Origin of the sequence: Paenibacillus sp. GCM10027628, assembly GCF_042676385.1 — a bacterium.
Lineage (GTDB): Bacteria > Bacillota > Bacilli > Paenibacillales > NBRC-103111 > Paenibacillus_E.
Genome location: NZ_JBHTHA010000011.1, coordinates 191,000 through 210,937 on the forward strand (window position 1 = coordinate 191,000; position 19,938 = coordinate 210,937).

The following is a 19,938-nucleotide window of genomic DNA, read 5'->3' on the forward strand; positions in this document are numbered from 1 at the left end:
TTGACACTATAAGCTTATTATAAACGCAATCGGCTACGAATACAATTTTTATCCGCAAATTATCCGCTTATCGCAATCCCGTCCACTGCGAGCATCGCTTCGCCCAGCGCTTCCGATAAGGTCGGATGGGGATGGATGGTCTGCCCGACCTCCCAAGGCGTCGCATTTAGTACCTGCGCGAGGGCAGCTTCCGTAATGCTGTTCGTCACATGGGGTCCAATCATATGTACGCCAAGAATATCGTCAGTTTCGGCATCTGCAATGACCTTAACGAAACCATCCGCTTCGCCATATACGAGCGCTTTACCGATACCTTTAAAGCTGAATTTTCCTGATTTTACCTTGTGACCTCGCTCGACAGCTTGCTGTTCCGTCCAGCCGACGCTGGCGATCTCCGGTCTTGTATACGTGCAACGCGGTACAAGGTGGGCTTGCAATTCATGAGGTGTCTGACCCGCCAGATGCTCTGCCGCCAAAATCCCTTCATGACCGGCAACATGCGCCAGCATGAGACCGCCGATCACATCGCCGACCGCATAAATATGCGACTCCGTCGTTTGATTGAAACGGTTTACGCTAATAAAGCCTTTGTCAACTTTAATATCTGTATTTTCCAGACCGATTCCTTCCGTATTCGCAACGCGTCCGACGGACACCAGCACCTTATCGGCAGCCAGTTCAACGATTTCCCCCTGCTTGTCCGCTTTCAGCGTTACCCCTCCATTCGCAACGTTCACCGATTCAGGCAATACTTTGGCGCCAGTCACGAGGTTAATGCCGCGTTTTTTGAACAACCGCTCCAATTCTTTGGAGATGTCCGCATCCTCAAGACTGACCAGACGCTTGTCCAGCTCAACGATCGTCACCTCAACGCCAAAATCGTTCAGCATGGAAGCCCACTCTACGCCAATGACACCGCCCCCGACAATGATAATCGACTTCGGCAGTTCCTCCATCCTCAAAGCATCTTCACTGGAAAGGATGTGCTGGCCGTCCACGTCCAACCCAGGCAGGCTGCGCGGTCTCGAGCCGGTCGCGATAATCAAATTGGAATTGAGAAGCGTCTCGATATCGCCGTCTTCCTTCTCTACGGAAACCGCTCCGCTTCGAGGAGAGAAAATCGAAGGACCGATAACACGCCCGTTGCCGTAGTGGACCGTAATTTTATTTTTTTTCATGAGAAATTGCAGACCTTGATGAAGCTGATCAACGATCCTTTGTTTGCGGCCTAATACGTTTTCAAAATGCAACTCTACGGAAGCGGCCGAGATGCCGTATTCTTCGCTTTTCTTCATCGTCGCGTAGACTTCGGCGCTGCGGAGCAAAGCTTTGCTTGGTATGCAGCCCTGATGCAGGCAAGTGCCACCCAGCTTGTCCCTTTCCACCACCGCAACGGTTTTTCCTAACTGCGCGGCCCTAATGGCAGCCGTATAGCCGCCAATCCCTCCGCCAAGCACCACCACGTCATATCTATGTTCACTCATTCTGACTCCTCCTTAGCGTTTTGCTGAGCAAAACTTTTTTCGTAAGCATTTGCTGCGCATTCCGTAGGAAACCCAGCATCTTAATCCGGGCAAAATGTACTTATCATGCTGCCCATCCAACGTTGACTTACCTCATATGTATACGCTTGTCTCTATTATATTACCCTTTTTTGCCACCCAAATCATAGTCTTATTTGTGAATTAGACACAAAAACAGATTCAGAGTATGATGATAGAAAACCATCAGATTGATAAGTAAGGAGCAACTATGAAAGCGCCATTTTTTCGATTTATTGCCATTCTTCTCCTCGTCATCCCCGGCCTAGCCGCGACTTATGGATTTCTTGCGATGAAGGATGCGGTTTTTGCTCAATTTAATGGGGAAGACGGCCATGTGCTTTGGGGGAAATTTTCCTTTGGTCTCCTATTATTCTTGATTGGAGTCGCATTTATCGGGGGCTGGACATTTTTCCGCGACCGCAAAAGAAATTATGTAGCTCCCAGGTTTAAGGCGAAGCGGCCGAAGAAAAGCTCGTGATGCTCAGCTGATCACCATGAGGAGATTGAAAGAATGCATGCTCAGCAATTCAGAGAATATGGGTCGCTATTAGCGCACCTTTTGGACGTAATTTCTTTGGATGCATGCTCCAAAAAGGTCTCGAACGAACAAAAGTCTATAATTAAAGAACCATCTTCGTTAATTATGGTCTTACGTTCTTTAATCGACTCCTAGATGGAGATTCCTCCCCTTTTAGCGTCTAGACGGTCTCTATTAGCGAACAATTGTTCTTAGATGGAAAAAGTCAGACCTAGGGGACGTTCTACCAAGGGCAAGGATCAGCCAACACACCCAATTCAGGTTCCAAATAGAAACTCATCACACACAAATCAGCATCTTGCCTACACAGATCTTTCGAAGATTAGCGAACACATTTAGTGGAAGTTTAATCGTCAACAGGAAAGTTTGCTAAACACTTTAGCGCATTGGGAGTTGACTACCGCCAATCGGCAGCGCTACAGCGCGCGCGTAAAGAAGTTACGCTTTCCTGACGTGGTGAAATAAGCCGAACACTATGTCCGGCCTAATCGATCCAACCAATTCAAGAAACGATTCTGCTCGATAATCTTCGTAAGGGAACTCGTCTCTGCTTGTTTATGCAAGTAACTTAGTACGAGAATCAAGCATATTTTGACCTCTAAAGGAAGTACCATCGTCATCCCGTAACCTAATGTGAAACCAAGCAAATTCGCGCCCGCATCACCTAGCATTCCTCGCGCTTTCACATCATTCCGATATAGGAGAAGCCCTCCTATGATGGCGGGGACTATCGGACAGAGTAACTGAGTGACTTCCCAGACGCTGCACCCCAGCCCAATCGCGAGGGTCGCAAACAAAAAAACCTTCAAAGAACGTCCGGGGCGAACATCCAGCAAATTCAGGGCATTCGTCGATAGCGTTAATAGCAATAAATCGATCCCCATCTCCCAGATGGGGATTTTGCCATGCTGCTGGGTCATAATCAGCCACACTGAAACGGTGAATGTTCCGACAGCTTTGACAGCCCCCATAGAAATCGCGCCCGAGTCCCTGCAGTATCGCCAATGTCCGCGCAAGCCCTTGACCGACTTATTGCCGATCAAATCATCCGTCCAACCCAACAGGAATATAACCGTCACTGCAAACGCATACATGCGAAACGCGGCTTCGATAATTTCGAGCAGCTCGATTCCCCTATTTATTTGATCCTCATATAAGCCGCTCCAAAGCATGAAGTCGTGCCAGATCGGCTCAAATAACAATAACGACTGCAGAAGCATTTCCTGCAAACCAATCAACAGCCAAATCAGAATCCCCATCCCACGAGGTATCGTGATGCCGAGATAGTTGGGCTCCGTGCGGCCGTGCGCCTCCAAAAACCGCTGGACATGCGGCAGCAGCCACCGTCCCGATGCCCAAAGCACGATCAGATCGAGGATCGATCCGATGAGCATCATACCGGCTTCCTCTCCTTCCAGCGCGTCAGCAGTGCAGCCCCCACCGCGACGAATTGCTTCCCGCGGTGGACGAAACCGTGCCAGTCTCGCCCCGTTTCCCGGTGCGAAATCGGCACATCCAGCTCCACGATGCGCAAGCCGCGTCGCGCCGCATCGATCGTTAGCGCGACTTCCACGCCGAAGCCGCGCGCCAAGCAACCCAGCTCCCGCAGGCGATCAGCGCGCATCGCGCGCTGTCCGGATAAGGGAGCTGCGGTCCGATAGCCGCTGAGGCGGTAAATACCGCGGCGGGCCAAGCCCTTGACCAGACCGAAGCCCGATTTGGCGCCGGATGGCGGCAGCTTCGCAATAACCATATCCGCTTCTTTGCGAAGCAGCGGCTCCGTCAATACCAAGGCATGCCGCACCGAGGCTTGAACGTCAGCATCTATGAACAACAACACTTCGCCTCTGGCATGCTCGATGCCAGACTGCAGGGCAGCGCCTTTGCCTCGCCGCCGGCGATGCCTCACCATTTTGTCAGCCCACGGCCATGCGGTCTCATACGTTCTATCGCGGCTGCCGTCATCGACGACGATGATTTCAAAGTGGAGCTCATCCTCCCAAGCCAGCTCTGCGCTTTCCTGCAGGTAGCGAAGCGTGCGAAAAATCGTATGCTCTTCATTCCAGGCCGGAATGATGATGGAAACGTACGGCTTCAACCGAATCCCCCCCAGTTCCATACTACGTGGGAGATACGCTTTGTAATCCAATGCATTTGGAGTAATCCGAGCGCAATGAAGCAAATAGAAATGACCATCGTTCCCCACGCTTCTCTTGTGACCGAATTCGTCTGCCTACCTTGGATCTCCAAATTTTTGATATCAACCAGTCGCGCTCCTAACTTCATCCGCACAAGCAGCGTACTGCCCATTCCTTCACGGCCTTTTTCCATAAAATCAATCATATGCGTATGTGCGCCAACCGTTACAATCCATTCTCCCTGTTTTTCGTAGGCAAGCAGCAGCGCTGCATCTTCACTCGTCCCAAAGCATGGAAGCACATGGGCATCCAGACCTAACGCTTCAACCCTTGCCAGGCCCGGCGCAGTCCCATCCTGATAAGCATGGACGACCAATTCGGCTCCGCAGGCCAACGCCGCATCCGTCACACTGTCCATATCGCCTACGATCATGTGCGGCCGATATCCGCATTCCAGTAAGGCATCGGCGCCCCCATCCACCCCGATCAGAATGGGCCTAACATTGCGAATGAAAGACTTAGCTTCTTGCAAAGATTTCTTGTAGCCTTTTCCTCTAGAAACGATCATAATGTGCTTGCCTTCCAGATCCGTACGCAGAGCGAGTAGAGGCAGCGGTTCCATCACGGCGCTTCTTTCCTGCATGGCATAAGTTAACGTGTTTTGGATAAAATTCTCCAGCAGAATTGTAACGTTGTTATTTGCGATTTGCTGCAGCTTCAGCCAATCTTCTTTTGTAAAGGATTTACAGGGAATGGAAAACTTGTCGCAATGAATGACACCTTCGTATACAATAAGCTCCGTATGCTGGGTAAATCTGCCGAAAGCGTCCATCTCCGCTTCCCAAATCGGGATATGCGCTTGAAGCAACATAAGCGGCCCCTGAGTCGGATAAGTACCGCTCATCGTCATCTGGCAATTGATGACCGCTCTCACCTTACGATCAATCAGTTCCTGAGCAACGACCTCATCCAAATCACGATGCTGCAGCACAACGATTCTCCCAGGAGGGAGATCGCGAAGCAATTCCTTCGTAACGGCTCCAATACTCGCTTTTCCTTTGCAGAGAGGTTGCGGTTTCGAAGAAAACAATGACAACGACGGCCAATTCATGAATAGACACCGACTTTCTTTTCGCCTCATGTTAGCCTTATTTTGCCCCTTGCCATTTTATTTATGTATATTTTACCTTTCTTATGGTAAGTAATGTTTTATTAACTTTATTAGAAAAGGAGACGAACCCATGGAGCTAAACATGAGTGCAGACGAAGTGCTTGGCCATATTGTGCAGCTTCACAACAACGGAGAGTCACTGGCTAAAAAAAATGTGAAGAAACAGCATCCTGATTTAATGAAAAACGCCTTGTATTATTACCCTAGCTGGGAACATGCTTTGCAAAAGACAGGCGTAAACACCATCGTCCAGTAACGTACAAACGACGGCATACAAACAGCTCCGTGGGGATTCCTCCCACATCGGAGCTGTTTTTTTACATTTTTCAACTGTGCAATTCAGTTATTCCAGCACTTCCCATTCAACCTGCACCATTTGATCCACCCAAGTACGGATCTTGATCTCAATGGCGTTCTCAATTTCATCGTCCGTTAGTTCACCAAGCTTGTGTTCGGCAATTTCTATGACTTCCTCTCTGACTTTGTCTCCGGATACGGATAATTGAATCTGAATTCGCATGTTCTCACCTTTTCCAATAGAGTTATTGAATAAATATTTTCTAAATATAGACAATAAAGAAATAAAATGATTAAGGAGCTATGATAATCAAGTATGGATACCTTGACAACCAGCCAGACGGCAACTAAAGACAAACTGACCGTATCAGAAATAGGGAAACTTTGGGTAACTTATGCTGGAAATAGCATGGCTGTATGCGTACTGAGATATTTTCTCCAACATATAGAAGATCAAGAAATTAAAAAAGTTGTAGAAAAAGGACTCCAACTATCTGAACAATTCGTGCAAAGTATTAAGGACATATTTCCCAAGAGAATCATCCTGTGCCAATAGGATTTACCCAAGAAGATGTCAATTTGGAAGCACCCAGACTTTTCGCCGACGAGTTTTAACTTCATTATTTGAAATATGTGGCAAAAGTAGCGATTAGTATTTATGGAATTGCCATTCCTTTAATGACACGATTGGATGTTAGGAACTTTTTCACAAATTGCCTGAATTCCTCAATTCAACTGATCAATGAGAACAACGATGTATTAATTACTAAGGGCATGATCATTAAGCCTCCTTATATCCCGATACCGGAGAAAATAGATTTTGTGAAAAAACAAAATTATCTCAGCGGCTTCTTTGGGGATATCAGACCCCTTCAGGCTTTGGAGATCACCCATCTTTACGATAACATTCAAAATAATGCGACGAGCAAAGCTATATTAATCGGCTTTAGCCAAACAGCCAAATTACAGCAGGTTCAACAATTTTTTTTGAAAGGAAAAGAAATTTCCTCCAAGCATATCGATATTTTCAGCAAGATCCTTCATAATGAGGATTTACCCGCGCTGCCGCTCATGGATCATTTGGTGACAGATTCTACTTTTGCTCCATTTTCAGATAAATTGATGTTAGCCCATAAATTGGATATGTTTTCAATGAGAATAAGAACCTATGGAAATTCCTTAGCCGTCACAGCAAGGCATGATTTGTCGGCCGTATATGCACGATTATTATTGGATGTTGGGAATTATGCTGAAGATGGGGCAAACCTATTAATCGATCATGGATGGCTGGAACAACCGCCGCAAGCCGCAGATCGGGATGCCTTAGTCCAAAAATAAAAGGTACAAAAAGCAGCTGTCCCTAAGTTGCTTTTTTATTTAAATAAAACTTGCCTTTGCAGCAATCCCGTTTGTATTCTACAATTAAGTTGCAAGTTTAATTCATAATGAAAAGAGGTAAGTCAATGTCTCAGTCAGCCGCTCAAAAGAGAAGGAAACGCCAACTGCGTGAAGGCAAGCTCGACCCTGCCATCAACCGACTACACTGGAATGGAACGAATCCCGTTTCCAAAATGACGCCCAGCTTGCAGGAAACCGTTACGAGACAAGCGAAAAAGCACAAAACGAGGAATCTCAGCCGCTTACAGGGTGATGATTCCTTTTTTCATGTCTCTGTACGGAGCGATATTCCTTGCTCTGCCGCATAATGGATCAGTGCCGCTTTTTCCTCCGGGCGAAAAGCATACCCGCAATCAAAGCCGTTATAAAACAGCTTCCAATCATTCACACTGTCATCTTCAGCCAGTTCCAATACGGCCACATATAGGGCATCCGGTTCATCTTCAAATTGTAAGCCGATATGAAGTACCGTCAGCCCCTCGGTGTTTTCCTTCTCACAATAATCGAAAATCACTTCGCATCGCCTCCTATTGAATAAAATTGCTTTTATTTATATAATATACTAATGCACCCAAGCTAACAAAGATGGGACCATGCACTATTTTCTGCTTATGCTTACGAACAAAGTTTTGCTGAGCAAAACTCTTAGGAGGAATTACATATGGCTTACGATCCGCAGGTTGTGGATGCAAAAATCGTCAGTGATAACAAAAAGAACGGACTCTTCGAAATTGTCGTCGTGTTGAAAGACCGAAATCAATGCCGCCTTTTCTTCGAAAGAGATTCCGAAACCGGAGTCGGTAAAGTAACGAATTTGAATAGATTAATGAAAGAGCCTTGCCCGATCTGCCGCAAAGATTATCTTTGCAATTGCCTGGATCGCTATAAACAAACGATTGCGGACCAAGCGATGTCCTATATTAAATAATCGTGCTGCGACAATAACCCCCTAACCATTGCGTAATGGCTAGGGGGTTTGTGTTTAACAATGCTGCTTTCGGTATCGTTCGCAAGCATGAATCCATGTAGGTACGATGCCGGGCTGTGAAGCAAAATGAAGATGCGTATAGCCTGCCGCCACATTGGCATTTGTGAAGCCTTCTGCTTTCGTCCCCAGTCTTCCTTTTGTTTGAAAAGCAGGATTCAGAAGAGCGCCTTCATTCGCCTGGAACGTCGAGTAATGAAACTCGTGTCCCCGGGCCAACACGCCCGGCGTAAGCAAGAAGTTGCCTGCCATACCTTCAACTTCCCGGTAACCGAGTGCAGCCAGCTTCGGCTGCATCGTAACCTTTCCGGGGATGACGCCAACCATAGGGTATGCGTTCCCTAAGGTGTCCGCTATAGATTCGGTAAGATACATAAACCCGCCGCATTCCGCAAGCGTTGGGATTCCTTCCGCAATCCGCTTAAGGATCGACGACTTAGCCTTTTCATGCACGGCCAACTGTGCAGCGAATTCCTCGGGAAAGCCGCCGCCGATATAGAGGCCATCCGCCTCTGTCGGGACTTCTTCGTCCGCCAAAGGAGAGAAGTAGACCAATTCCGCGCCTCCAGCTTCGAGCAGCTCCAGATTTTCAGGATAGTAAAAATGAAAGGCCGCATCTTTCGCTACCGCGATTTTGACACGTTGAGAGACTGCTGGGGCGCTATCAGGGAATAACGTTGGCAAGCTTGGCAACTTGTCGCATACAGCCAGTTCCAATAGCTTTTCCAAATCTATATGTGCTGACACCCGCTCCGCAAGCTTATCGAAAAAAGGTTTCATCTCCCCCCTTTCTACCGATGGAACCAGACCTAAATGACGTTCCGGGAGCTCAATATCTGCGTCCCGCGTTAAATAACCGATGACAGGTATGCCGCATTCTTGTTCAATGGCTTGCTTGACCATTTTGTAATGACCTTCGCTGCCTGCACGATTGGCGATAACACCAACGATTTGATCTCCCGCGCCAAACTGCTGAAAGCCTTTTACAATCGCTGCCGCACTGCGTGCCATACTGGCAATGTTTACGACAAGCAGCACTGGAGCGTTCAGAATACGGCCAATATCGGCGGTGCTGCCTTCGTCGGACAGTGGATTTTTCCCATCGAACATACCCATGACGCCCTCAATAATGGAAATATCCGCGCCTTGTCTGCCCCGACGGTAGATTTCCTTCACCGCATCACGCCCGACCATCCAAGCATCCAAATTACGCGAGGCTCTGCCCGTAACTGCCGTATGATAAGTGGGATCAATGTAATCTGGACCGCATTTAAACCCTTGAACGACGCTGCCCCTCTGCTGCAAAGCCGCCATCAGACCAATCGAGAGGGTTGTCTTGCCAACGCCGCTCCCCGTCCCTGCAATTACGATTCGCCTTTCCATCACTGGCCTCCTGAGGGTTGTTCCAGGTCCGCAAAATCCATCAATCCAACGGATATGGTGACGTTGCCTGATTTTTTCTTTACCAATGCGAGCCGGTCGCTGCCCGTATACAGCTTGACCGCAGGTTCGCTAACGCCAAAAGCGCCTGTAAACCGATGCACCGTTTCTGAAGGTGCTTCAATAGGAACTGTGTTTAACTGTTCAGCCGGATAATGAATAAATGCCCAGCCGTATTTTTGAGTAACGGCAAGCAGACCTTCCTCGTCTTTTTTCAAATCAATGGTACAGATTGCTTTCACGCTGCTAATAGAGAACGCAAGCTCCTCTAGCGTTTCACGAATTACAGCTTCAATCTCCTCAGCCGAAGTCCCGCGGTTACAACCGATGCCTAGTACAATGACCTTCGGGCGATACAACACCCCATTCTGCAAAATCGATTGCTCGTCTGCAGCCAGTTTTCGATGTGTCACGAAGAGCACGGCTTGCGGGTCAAAGGATCTAGCTTCATCGATCCGGGAAAATCTTTGGATATTCGGCGGCATCGGCCGATCGTGCGTCCACCAATTCGGTTCGCCGGATTCTTGAATGACTGCGATCCGCTCTTCATTGACTACAGACGCGCTTACCGGCGTAAGTTTCTCGGCCGATTCCCACACCCAGCCGAACCGCCGTCCGAACAGATCTACAGGAATCGTCTTCTGCACATCGGAAGCTGTCGTTATAACGGGCCGAGCTTCAATGGCAGCCGCTACTTCCAGCGTAAGCTCATTGGCGCCTCCCAGATGGCCGGACAACACGCTGATGACGTGCTCCCCTTTATCATCAATGACGACAACGCCGGGATCCTTCTTCTTGTCCTGCAGCAATGGAGCGATCATGCGCACAACAGCGCCAAGGGAAATGATGATTATGAGACCTTGATAAGCGGGAAATAAAGCCGGAAACAACAAGCGTACGCTTCCATCAAAAAGTTGAATATTTCGCTGTTCTTCATCGCCTTTAGCGAATTTGCTCATATAATAAACGTCGGTACCGCTCATTCGTTCGCTCAACTTACGGGCAATGTCCACGCCATGCTTGGTTATCGCTACGACAGCATACTCACCTTGCTGACGAACCGATGGAACGACTCCTTCCATTAGCGTGATCGTCATGGCTTTACTCCTCTGCGGAAGCGATGGGTAAATGATTTGTCATACAGCTTGGAGCGATATTCCTCTTTGCCATGAATCTCGGGATCCAGCGCCCAGCCTGCTAATATCATGGCGTGGGAGCGAATGCCGTTCGCCCGCATATCCGCTTCCAACTGACCTACAGTCGTTCTTACAATGAGCTGATCCGGCCATGTTGCCCGCTGAACGACTGCGACCGGCGTCTCCTCGCTCCAGCCCGCTTCAACAAGCTCGCTGACAACCTTTTTAATTAACGTCGCACTCAAGAAGAGGGCGATCGTGCAATGATGAGCAGCAAGATCTCGCAGCTTCTCCAGCTCCGGAACGGGCGTACGACCCTCAGCGCGGGTCAGGATGACCGTCTGCGTCAGCTCCGGAATCGTAAGCTCAGCGCCGACAGCCGCTGCCGATGCGAAGACTGAGCTGACGCCAGGCACAATTTCGTAGCCAATGCCTTCTTTACGCAGAAGTGCAATCTGCTCCATCGTCGCACCGAACATGGCTGGATCGCCGGTATGAACGCGCACGACCATTTTACCCTGTTTGAGCCGATCGACCATGAGGGCTACCATCTCGCCAAGCTCCATGCCGGAACTTTTGAGCACTTCGGCTTCCGGCTTCGCTTTCGCGATCAACTCTTCATTGACGAGCGAGTCGGTATACATGACCACATCTGCTTGTTGTAACAGTTTCAAGCCTTTTACCGTTATTAAATCAGGATCGCCGGGACCTGCTCCAATGATATATACCTTCATTTATTTTCTCACCACCATTAAGGTTAAATATTCCAGTTCCCGTCCCTCAAGCTCTTCGATATTCCGCCAGATTTCTTCTTCGGCAGAGGTCACTTTGGTGAGGACGGACGCTTTATGGACGAGTCCCAAATCGCGGAGCACTTCAAGCATCAGATCAATGACTTTGGCCACTTTGATAAATACAATGCAATCGTGCTCTTCAATTGCTTTACGCATCCGGCCATAGTCCTCGACTGCAGGCACAATCGCGATCTGTTCGTCACCGTCGGCCATTGGAATACCTAGGCGGGATGCCGAAGCGTTCACCGAGGAAATACCCGGAATGGAAACCGCCCGTACCTCCGGATGCCTTTCATTCATTAAACGCATGAGATGAATATATGTGCTGTAGATCATCGGATCGCCCTCTGTAACGAAAGCGACATCTTTACCTTCAGCCAAATAGCCGTATACCGTTTCCACGGTTTTCGTCCACTGCAATTCCAACGCTTCACGATCCTTTGTCATCGGAAACGTTAGGCCGATCATCTCTTTTTGCTCCGTATTCACGTATAACTCGGTTATGGCAAGCGCATAGCTCTTGGCTCCGCGCTTTTTCCGCGGATAAGCGATCACAGGGCATTCTTTTAACAATCGAAACGCCTTGACTGTTATTAATTCCGGATCGCCAGGGCCAACACCCAAGCCGTATAAGGTTCCTAATTTACTCATCCCCAGTTGCCTCCTCTATGGCTGTCTGCTTGTGCTTTGCCGTGATGATGTAAATCGGATTGAGCGCATCAAACCGCTTCATATGCAGGATCGGCTTGCTGCGGGACACCTGCACAAGGGTAATGCTGACATCAAAGCCGAGACGAGTAAACGTCTGATCGGCCTCATATAAGGTCTCAATCGTAGCTGCATTCAGCACGATCGTTCCTTCCGGTTTAAGCCTCGTGCTGCAAAGCTCTAATAATTCCTGCATTTCTCCGCCGCTGCCCCCGATAAAGATCGCATCCGGATCCGGGAAAGCATCCAAACCTTTAGGCGCTCTGCCCTGAACAGCCGTAATGTCCACTCGAAATTTAATGCTGTTCTCCAGACAGTTTTTCAAATCGTCTTCATTTTTTTCGATGGCGTAAACCGCACCATCCCGGGCTATACGCGCCGCCTCAATGGCTACTGAACCCGTACAGGTTCCAATGTCCCAAACGATGCTATCCGGCTGTAGAGCCATTTGGCTTAGGCTAAGCACTCTCACTTCTTTTTTCGTGATGAGGCCTTTATCCGGCTTCCGCTGCGCGAATTGTTCGTCCTCAATCCCTAATGACCAGACAGGACCCGGCGATTGCTTTTTTAAAATAACAACATTCAGAGGCGAGAAGGTGCAAGTCAGCAGCTGCTCCAAATCGTACCAAGCGCAGCGCTCTTCTGCGCCACCGAGATTCTCAGCAACAAACCCACGATATTCCGTCATGCCAAAAGCCAGCAGATAGGCGGCAATTGCACTCGGTGTGTTCGTCTCATCCGTCAGAAGAGCGATCAGGTCTTTCCCATCAATCCGCTGTGCAAGTCCTTTCATGCTTCGGCCGTGCACGCTGGTCACATAGGCGTTTTGCCAGCTTTCACCCATCCGGGCAAACGCCAATTGGATCGAACTCGTATACGGGTAAATCTCCACGCCCTCCAGCCTCTTCGATACATAGCCGCCAATTCCGTAAAACAGCGGGTCCCCCGATGCCAAAATCACTACGGAACGACTCTCGTTTTGAAGCTCGGCGATCAGTCCGGGCAAACTGCCTTTAATGACGATCTTTTGCCCCTGATAATTCGGGAAAAAAGCCAAATTTCGCTCACCGCCGACGAGCACTTCGCTCTCTTCGATCCACTTCACATATTGCGGCAGCAGACTCTCCCGGCCATTATCGCCGATGCCAATCAATTTCATATTTCTGCCCATGCTACCCGTTCTCCCCCATCTTGCCCTTATGATACAGAGCCGCTTTCCCCAAAAGCTCTGCTTTCATCGAAATAATGACCGTTTCAATGACATCGAATCCATCGCGTCCAACTTCTTGAAGTCCGGCTTCACAACAGCGCTCACATAATCGTTCAAAATAACGCATATATCCGGCTGCGGCCATCATATCCCCAACCTGGGCAGCCGTGTTGGCTGCTCTTATTTCATCCGCTAACGTTTCAGAGGCTTCGGCTTCGACCGCCACCTGCGCAAGAAATCCGAAATCTACCGGTGCGCTCTTCGAGTGCACCATCATAACACCTTGCGCAACCTTGGAGAACTTGCCCATCATGCCTACCAAAGTCACCTTGCGGATGCCTTGTCTCTGGCACTGCGTTAAAGCGAAGCCTACAAAATCGCCCATCTCGACGAAAGCTTCCTCCGGGAGCTCGGGATAAAGGCTTATCCCGAATGTCTCCGTCCGGCCGCCGGTCGATAACACGATATGGTCGCAGCCGCATTTAACGGCCACGCGGATCGCCTGCGCCACGCTGGCCTTGTAAGCTGCCGTTGAGAATGGCACGACGATGCCCCGTGTGCCGAGGATCGAGATGCCGCCGATGATGCCCAGACGCCCATTCAGCGTCTTCTTGGCGATCTCTTCGCCGGCGGGCACCGACACGAGCACATCTACACCGTGCTCGATCTCGTACTGGTCAAGCACCTCCTGCACGGTCTCGCGGATCATTTTCCGCGGGACCGGGTTGATCGCCGCTTGACCGATCTCGACCGGCAGGCCGGGCTTCGTCACGCGCCCGACGCCGATGCCGCCATCGATGCCGACGCCGGGCTCGTCGCGCCAGCTCACGCGCACGACGATCTCCGCGCCGTGCGTCGCATCGGGATCGTCGCCGCCGTCCTTGATGACGGCGGCTTCGCCCCACAGCTGCGTGTACGTGCAGCTGTGCAGGGCAAAAGCAACCGTATCCCCGATCGGGATACGGATCGCTACCAGCGCTTGCGGCTCCTGCTCGATCAGAGCCAGCAGCGCTGCTTTGGCTCCTGCGGTCGCGCAGGAGCCGGTCGTATAGCCGTGGCGCAGCGGCTTGCCCGGTTGTTCATCCATGGCGCGCGTTACTCCTTGCGCGCCGCCATGATGGACAACGCGTTGACCGCTGCGACGGCAACCGGACTGCCGCCCTTGCGGCCGATGTTCGTGATGAACGGAACATCCAGCTTCGCCAACTCTTCCTTCGATTCCGCTGCGGAAACGAAACCGACCGGCACGCCGACGATGAGTCCTGGCTTGGCGATGCCTTCTTTAACGAGGCGAATCAGCTCCAGCAGCGCTGTCGGTGCGTTGCCGATCGCAAAGATGCCGCCTTCGGCTTCTTGAATCGCTTTGCGGATCGAGATAATCGCCCGCGTCGTGTTCAAACGTTTCGCCTCTTCGATCACATCCGGATCTGAGATGTAAACTTTCACATCGCCGCCAAATTGCTCGATTCGCGGTTTGCTGATCCCGACTTGTACCATTTGCACATCGGCTACCAATATTTTTCCGGCACGAATCGCAGCAATGCCCGCTTCTATGGCACGCGGATGAAACACAAGACTGCGTCCAAGCTCGAAATCCGCCGAAGCGTGAATGACACGCTGTACAACCGGATACTGCTCTTCCGTAAACGAATGCTCGCCGAGCTCTTCCGTAATCATTTCGAAGCTTTTTTCTTCAATTTCTTGCGGCTGCACGGTCAATGGTTTGAAATCCGTATGAAATTCCATTTGAATTAAGCCTCCTTCTGAAAATGCGTTTCGATATGTCTAATCACACCGTCAAAATCGTTGTAAAGGTTACCGTACGCAAGCTCCGGCCTTCCGATTACAATGCTCGGAATTCCCATTTCTAAAGCAGCTTCCAGTTTCTCGTCCACCGCTCCGACTTTACCGCTTTCCTTGGTGATCATTAATGTAACCTTGTAGTGGTCGTATAGCGCCTTATTCAATTCCTTGGAGAAGGGACCCTGCATGGCGATGATGTTCTTCTGCTCGATGCCCAGTTCTTCGCATTTCTCCATGTTGTCCTTACGAGGGAGCATCCTCGCGATGAGTGTCGTATCAGGCAGTCCAATAAGCCGATCAGCGAAAATCTTCAATGTTTTGCTCCCAGTCGTCAGCATGATGCTGCCCCGCTTCTCGGCAGCCAGCTCAGCTGCCTGCTTGTAGTCATCCACTGTGGTGACCAAAGCGCTTTGTTCAATTGATAAACTTTTACGTTCGAAACGGACGTAAGGAACTTGAGCCAACTGCGCAGCTTCCATCGCGTTCTTCGAAGCTTCTTCGGCAAATGGATGCGTTGCATCGACGACGATGCGAACCCCTCTATCTGCGATTAGCTGCTGCATGTCGGTCGCCGTAAGCCGTCCGGTCAACACAGGAAGCTTCTCGGCTTCCATGCTTTTGGCTGCACTCTCCGTAACTACGGTTGTAAGCACGGTAGAGCCTGCAGACCGTATGCGTAGTGCCAGCTCTCTGGCATCGCTGGTCCCTGCAAGAACGAGAATCATCGTTTGCTTCCTCCGGTTTCCGCATGATCATGATGGTGATCATGATGGTCGTGGTCATGGTCATGGTCATGGTCATGGTCATGGTCATGGTCATGGTCGTGATTGTGATGATGATGCCCGTGATGGTGATCCTCATGATCATGATGATGATGATGATCAATATGCTTCATCGCTTCCAAGCGATACTGGCACATGTCGCAATTCATCTTCACTTCATCCTGAAGCGCCTCCTCAGCGCGACCGATTAATATTTCTTGAAGCAACGGATGGAAGCCGAAATAAGGTGCCATTTGGAACTCATGTTCACCATATTGCTCCCGATAACCTTGTACCATTTGCTCCATTCTCTGAATTAAGACGCCTGTGAACAGAAAATAAGGTAAAATAATAACCCTTTTGGCACCAAGTCTGAGACATCTCTCAATTCCCGCATCCATAAGTGGTGCCGTGACACCGATAAATGCCGTTTCCACCCATTCCACTTGAAGCCGTTCCCAAAGCAAGCGGGAGATTTTAAACAAATCGCTATTAGCATCCGGATCGCTGCTTCCGCGTCCGACTACAAGCAGTGCCGTCTCTCCAAGATCTCCGTTCAGTTGAACTCCTGTGTCTTTTAATCTCGAGGTCAAAATATCAAGAATTTGATCGTGAACGCCAATCGGCCTTCCGTATGTAAATTTAATAAATGGATATTTCTTTTTCGCATCGTCAATCGCAGACGGGATATGAATTTTGGCATGACCGGCCGCAAATAAAATAATCGGAATTACAACAACATGAGAAGCGCCAAGCTCTACACAGCGATCGATCCCTTGCATGATCGTAGGCTCTACAAACTCCAAAAAGCAGGTTTCCACGATATGTCCGTGCATTTTATCCGCAATTTCTTTAACAAACTGCCGTACTTCTTCATTACCTTCATGCTCTCTGCTCCCATGACCCACAAATAAAACTGCATTCACTTTACGCATCCCCCTAATCGCCACAAGCGGCGTTTTCGATCACGAATCCTACCATTTCCTGATGCTTGAACCCTTCGATTTCTTTCACCCGTTTAAAAAACTTATGGAACCGCTCGTTCGGATGTCCTTCCGTTTTGTAACGTTCCACGATTCTGATAACCATATCGACGAGCTCCTCCGGTTCAATGCCCTCTGCTACAGGCTGAGCAGGATGCGCACTCCGTCCGACCGTCTTACCTCCCAGGAACAGATCGAATTTCTCTTTGCGATAAACGATGCCGATATCCTGCTGTACTGCCCCATAACAAGCCATACCGCAGCCGTTAAAGCCAATTTTCAGCTCTTTGGGTACTGTCATATTGCCGATTCTTTGATGAATCGCTTCCGCATAAGGGATGGACTCTCCCTTTTCCAGGTTGCAAAAATCGCAAGCTTTAATCTGGGCCACATCGCCGATTGGGGATAATAATAGACCTTGCCTCTTTAACTCAGCTGTCATTCGTTCAGGTTGATCCGTTTTCACTCGAACAATAAGCTGATGATGCGGCGTATATTCAATGTCCCCACGATCTCCTATGATTTCACCTAGGGCAACTAATTGAAGAGCTGTCAGTTTTTTGTTCGCGATTCCGGGGCTTACCGCAAACTCAAAAATAGATTCAGTCGCCGTAAAAGGACGACCGAACACAGGCGCTGTTTGATGGCTCCCTTTGCTCACCAACTGCAAGGCTTCCATGGCCAACTGCAAGGAATTAGCAGGAGATGGTTGACCGGCTGCCGAAACCGACTCGGTATCACTCATTCCCGTCTCTTCTTCCCACTCTTCCCAGTCCTCATCAATAGCCAATGAATTTCCACTCGTTTGCAAAGTCTCCATCTGCTCCAAAGCCCATGGCTCTGCTTCCGCTTGCAATCTCTGATGTGGTTTTAGCGGCTGAGTATCTGCAGCAAGCGTATATTTCCGTTGATACCCTCGAGGTGTAATCATTAAACCGTCATAAAGCTTAGTGGCCGAATTTCCTATAATAATCGTCGTCAGCATACCAATGTCATGATTCAGCATGTCCGCAAGTGTTGTAACAACGACATGCTGTCGGTCGCGATATGCGCTTTTTACGATCCCGACTGGCGTTTGCGGCGAGCGATACTGCAGCAGGATACGCTGTGTCTCAACAATTTGCCTCGTCCTTCTTCCGCTTCGCGGATTATACAGCGCAATCACAAAATCCGCCATTGCCGCCGCCTCTACCCGCTTTGCAATGAGTTCCCATGGCGTCAGATGATCGCTTAGGCTGATCGTACATGAATCATGCATAATGGGCGCACCAAGAAGAGATCCGGCAGAATGCACGGCTGAAATTCCCGGAATGACTTCTACTTCTACGCCATCCTTTTGCGTCCATCCTTGTTCCATCAATACCTCATAGACCAGCCCGGCCATTCCGTACACGCCTGCATCCCCACTGGAGATTACAGCGACTTTCTTCCCTTGATTCGCTTGCCGCACAGCTTCTTGGGCACGGCTTACTTCTTCTGTCATACCTGTCCGCACAATTTGTTGATCGCTTAGCAATCCGGCTATAAGATCCACATACGTGTTGTATCCGATGATAATTTCACTTTCTTGTATCGCCTCACGAGCGCGCTTCGAGATATGTTCAAAACTCCCAGGACCAAAGCCAATAATAAGCAATTTACCCAACAAAAACCACTCACCCTTTCCACTTCATTTCAGAGCAACAAAAAAAGCGTTCCTAACATGGGTCATGTTAGAAACGCTTGGTGGTACATCATGTCGAAGCACACTGGAGTATCCGCTCTCTAACACTCCCTAATTCCTCGTAGGGCAAATGTGTTGTTGAACTAGGCAGGTCTCCTGACTTGGATGTTCTTCTCGCGCCTTCCCGGGTTTAGCCCAGTGGCTTCATGCAAGAAGATGCCGTAATAACGGCAATCTTTACAGTGGCGGGTCCGTGCCGGTTTTTCACCGGTCTTCCCTTTTAACTCTATGCAGCATTGACATAGAGCACCTAATTCCATACTTATGCAATTAACCTCATCCTATCATCTATCGAAAATCTTGTCCACGCTATTATTCGTAGATAGCTCGGTAGAGCCCTTCGATTAAGCTGGAGAAATTGCTTTGATCATAGGTGATTTCGGCAAAACTGACATGGATGACTTTGTTTGTCGTCTTTACAACAAAAAAGCTGTCTTCCGTGCGTTCAGGATCAATATACGTATAACATTCAACCTGCGTGCTTCCAGTCTTTTGTCGCAGTAATTCCGTTGCTTCCGTACTTAAATTTGCATATTTGGGCATCGTCTTTTCCTTTCTATCCAGTCATGACCTATCGCTATTATAACGTATTTGCGGCTGCTCATTCACCTGTATGCGAATCTCAGAACAAGCAGAAACCCATCCTTTAATTTCCTGAATATTCGTACTATAATAGTAGTGAGATAACGCTTTCAATTTAATCATGGAGGAGGATTTCGTATGAGCAGACAGGCAGCTGATGGATTGATCTTCGTGTTTACAGGCACAAGCGGTTCAGGGCGCAAAACCATTGCACGGCAAATAGCAGGCGAGCTTGGTTTTTCATCTGTTGTTTCGTATACAACCAGAACTCCACGACCCAAAGAAATGGAAGGAAGAGATTACAACTTTATCTCTCGTAAAGCATTTATTGACGCGGATATCGCAGGGGAATTTTTCCAAACGGCCGAAATTGACGGCAACTTTTACGGGACAAAAAAGGCGGACATCGAAGCTGCACTGCGGGAGAAAGGTCTCATTTATGTGATCGTGAATCGGTATGCCGCGAACAAGTTTAAGTATGAATTTGGCGATCGCGCTATCCGTCTCTTCATCTACGCCAACAAACAGACCATCATGGAGCGGCTTCTCGCGCGCAGTACACCAATGGATGTCATCGATCATTATATGAATCATTACATCGAAGAAGTTTCTTACCGGAAACAATGCGAACATGTTTTTGAAAATATGGACCTCCAAGATACGATCAACAAGGTCAAAACCGCCATGCTTTCCCACATTCCAACCACAACAAGTTAGTTTTCTTTGC

General features: G+C 49.2%; 23 protein-coding genes and 1 riboswitch. Of the genes, 6 read left to right on the forward strand and 17 right to left on the reverse strand.

Annotated elements, in window-relative coordinates; all coding sequences use genetic code 11:
- Positions 1–59: 59 nt before the first annotated feature.
- On the reverse strand, positions 60–1,484 hold the full coding sequence (lpdA, locus tag ACFQZT_RS12530) for a dihydrolipoyl dehydrogenase (RefSeq protein WP_379300181.1): 1,425 nt from the start codon (positions 1,482–1,484) through the stop codon (positions 60–62).
- A 268-nt stretch (positions 1,485–1,752) separates the two neighbouring features.
- Between lpdA and ACFQZT_RS12535 the strand changes: the two genes are divergently transcribed.
- On the forward strand, positions 1,753–2,022 hold the full coding sequence (locus ACFQZT_RS12535; RefSeq protein ID WP_379300183.1) for a DUF2627 domain-containing protein: 270 nt from the start codon (positions 1,753–1,755) through the stop codon (positions 2,020–2,022).
- Between the two features lie 533 nt (positions 2,023–2,555).
- Here the strand turns inward: ACFQZT_RS12535 and ACFQZT_RS12540 are convergent.
- Genes ACFQZT_RS12540 through steA form a run of 3 tightly spaced genes read right to left on the reverse strand, consistent with a single transcriptional unit; the run spans position 2,556 to position 5,331 of the window.
- Positions 2,556–3,479 (reverse strand): MraY family glycosyltransferase, encoded by a 924-nt coding sequence (locus ACFQZT_RS12540; RefSeq protein ID WP_379300185.1) that lies wholly within the window; start codon positions 3,477–3,479, stop codon positions 2,556–2,558.
- Positions 3,476–4,180: a glycosyltransferase family 2 protein gene (locus ACFQZT_RS12545; RefSeq protein ID WP_379300187.1), complete on the reverse strand. Its 705-nt coding sequence runs from the start codon at positions 4,178–4,180 to the stop codon at positions 3,476–3,478. The genes ACFQZT_RS12540 and ACFQZT_RS12545 overlap by 4 nt, the downstream gene beginning before the upstream one ends.
- Positions 4,177–5,331, reverse strand: coding sequence for a putative cytokinetic ring protein SteA (gene steA, locus ACFQZT_RS12550; RefSeq protein WP_379300189.1), 1,155 nt, complete (start codon positions 5,329–5,331; stop codon positions 4,177–4,179). Before steA ends, ACFQZT_RS12545 begins: the two co-directional genes overlap by 4 nt.
- A 130-nt stretch (positions 5,332–5,461) precedes the next feature.
- Between steA and ACFQZT_RS12555 the strand changes: the two genes are divergently transcribed.
- Complete coding sequence (locus ACFQZT_RS12555) at positions 5,462–5,647, forward strand: hypothetical protein (RefSeq protein WP_379300191.1); 186 nt, start codon at positions 5,462–5,464, stop codon at positions 5,645–5,647.
- Between the two features lie 87 nt (positions 5,648–5,734).
- On the opposite strand, the gene ACFQZT_RS12560 is transcribed toward ACFQZT_RS12555, so the two are convergent.
- On the reverse strand, positions 5,735–5,911 hold the full coding sequence (locus ACFQZT_RS12560) for a hypothetical protein (protein ID WP_379300193.1): 177 nt from the start codon (positions 5,909–5,911) through the stop codon (positions 5,735–5,737).
- 93 nt (positions 5,912–6,004) lie between these two features.
- Here ACFQZT_RS12560 and ACFQZT_RS12565 point away from each other — a divergent pair, with 93 nt between their 5' ends.
- On the forward strand, positions 6,005–6,244 hold the full coding sequence (locus ACFQZT_RS12565; RefSeq protein ID WP_379300195.1) for a DUF3231 family protein: 240 nt from the start codon (positions 6,005–6,007) through the stop codon (positions 6,242–6,244).
- Between the two features lie 77 nt (positions 6,245–6,321).
- Positions 6,322–7,026: a DUF3231 family protein gene (locus tag ACFQZT_RS12570; RefSeq protein ID WP_379300461.1), complete on the forward strand. Its 705-nt coding sequence runs from the start codon at positions 6,322–6,324 to the stop codon at positions 7,024–7,026.
- Between the two features lie 325 nt (positions 7,027–7,351).
- Here ACFQZT_RS12570 and ACFQZT_RS12575 read toward each other — a convergent pair whose 3' ends face one another.
- Positions 7,352–7,600, reverse strand: coding sequence for a hypothetical protein (locus ACFQZT_RS12575; protein WP_379300197.1), 249 nt, complete (start codon positions 7,598–7,600; stop codon positions 7,352–7,354).
- A gap of 147 nt (positions 7,601–7,747) precedes the next feature.
- On the opposite strand from ACFQZT_RS12575, the gene ACFQZT_RS12580 reads away from it, so the two are divergent.
- Positions 7,748–8,014 (forward strand): hypothetical protein, encoded by a 267-nt coding sequence (locus ACFQZT_RS12580; protein ID WP_379300199.1) that lies wholly within the window; start codon positions 7,748–7,750, stop codon positions 8,012–8,014.
- A 54-nt stretch (positions 8,015–8,068) separates the two neighbouring features.
- Here the strand turns inward: ACFQZT_RS12580 and ACFQZT_RS12585 are convergent, their stop codons facing one another.
- The 11 genes from ACFQZT_RS12585 to ACFQZT_RS12635 all read right to left on the reverse strand — a co-directional run bounded on the left by ACFQZT_RS12585 (position 8,069) and on the right by ACFQZT_RS12635 (position 19,172).
- Positions 8,069–9,454 (reverse strand): cobyrinic acid a,c-diamide synthase CobB, encoded by a 1,386-nt coding sequence (locus ACFQZT_RS12585; protein ID WP_379300201.1) that lies wholly within the window; start codon positions 9,452–9,454, stop codon positions 8,069–8,071.
- Positions 9,454–10,608 (reverse strand): cobalt-precorrin 5A hydrolase, encoded by a 1,155-nt coding sequence (locus tag ACFQZT_RS12590; RefSeq protein ID WP_379300203.1) that lies wholly within the window; start codon positions 10,606–10,608, stop codon positions 9,454–9,456. Before ACFQZT_RS12590 ends, ACFQZT_RS12585 begins: the two co-directional genes overlap by 1 nt.
- Positions 10,605–11,381 (reverse strand): precorrin-4 C(11)-methyltransferase, encoded by a 777-nt coding sequence (gene cobM, locus ACFQZT_RS12595; RefSeq protein ID WP_379300205.1) that lies wholly within the window; start codon positions 11,379–11,381, stop codon positions 10,605–10,607. Before cobM ends, ACFQZT_RS12590 begins: the two co-directional genes overlap by 4 nt.
- Positions 11,382–12,092 carry a precorrin-2 C(20)-methyltransferase gene (gene cobI / locus ACFQZT_RS12600; RefSeq protein WP_379300207.1) on the reverse strand — a complete coding sequence of 237 codons (711 nt, stop codon included), beginning with the start codon at positions 12,090–12,092 and terminating at the stop codon, positions 11,382–11,384.
- Entirely contained in the window at positions 12,085–13,320 is a 1,236-nt protein-coding gene (gene cbiE / locus ACFQZT_RS12605; protein WP_379300209.1) for a precorrin-6y C5,15-methyltransferase (decarboxylating) subunit CbiE, read from the reverse strand. Before cbiE ends, cobI begins: the two co-directional genes overlap by 8 nt.
- A gap of 1 nt (position 13,321) precedes the next feature.
- Positions 13,322–14,446: a cobalt-precorrin-5B (C(1))-methyltransferase gene (locus ACFQZT_RS12610; protein WP_379300211.1), complete on the reverse strand. Its 1,125-nt coding sequence runs from the start codon at positions 14,444–14,446 to the stop codon at positions 13,322–13,324.
- Between the two features lie 8 nt (positions 14,447–14,454).
- The gene (locus ACFQZT_RS12615) at positions 14,455–15,105 is read right to left on the reverse strand and encodes a precorrin-8X methylmutase (protein WP_379300213.1); all 651 of its coding nucleotides are present in this window, start codon (positions 15,103–15,105) and stop codon (positions 14,455–14,457) included.
- A gap of 5 nt (positions 15,106–15,110) precedes the next feature.
- Positions 15,111–15,887, reverse strand: a complete 777-nt coding sequence (cobK, locus tag ACFQZT_RS12620) for a precorrin-6A reductase (protein WP_379300215.1) — start codon at positions 15,885–15,887, stop codon at positions 15,111–15,113.
- Positions 15,884–16,849 (reverse strand): sirohydrochlorin chelatase, encoded by a 966-nt coding sequence (locus ACFQZT_RS12625; protein WP_379300217.1) that lies wholly within the window; start codon positions 16,847–16,849, stop codon positions 15,884–15,886. The genes cobK and ACFQZT_RS12625 overlap by 4 nt, the downstream gene beginning before the upstream one ends.
- 13 nt (positions 16,850–16,862) lie before the next feature.
- On the reverse strand, positions 16,863–18,554 hold the full coding sequence (gene cobJ, locus ACFQZT_RS12630; protein ID WP_379300220.1) for a precorrin-3B C(17)-methyltransferase: 1,692 nt from the start codon (positions 18,552–18,554) through the stop codon (positions 16,863–16,865).
- A 144-nt stretch (positions 18,555–18,698) separates the two neighbouring features.
- Positions 18,699–18,898, reverse strand: a riboswitch (cobalamin riboswitch).
- 43 nt (positions 18,899–18,941) lie between these two features.
- The gene (locus ACFQZT_RS12635; RefSeq protein WP_379300222.1) at positions 18,942–19,172 is read right to left on the reverse strand and encodes a hypothetical protein; all 231 of its coding nucleotides are present in this window, start codon (positions 19,170–19,172) and stop codon (positions 18,942–18,944) included.
- Positions 19,173–19,349: 177 nt separating this feature from the next.
- Between ACFQZT_RS12635 and ACFQZT_RS12640 the strand changes: the two genes are divergently transcribed.
- Positions 19,350–19,928, forward strand: a complete 579-nt coding sequence (locus ACFQZT_RS12640) for a guanylate kinase (protein ID WP_379300224.1) — start codon at positions 19,350–19,352, stop codon at positions 19,926–19,928.
- Positions 19,929–19,938: the final 10 nt, after the last annotated feature.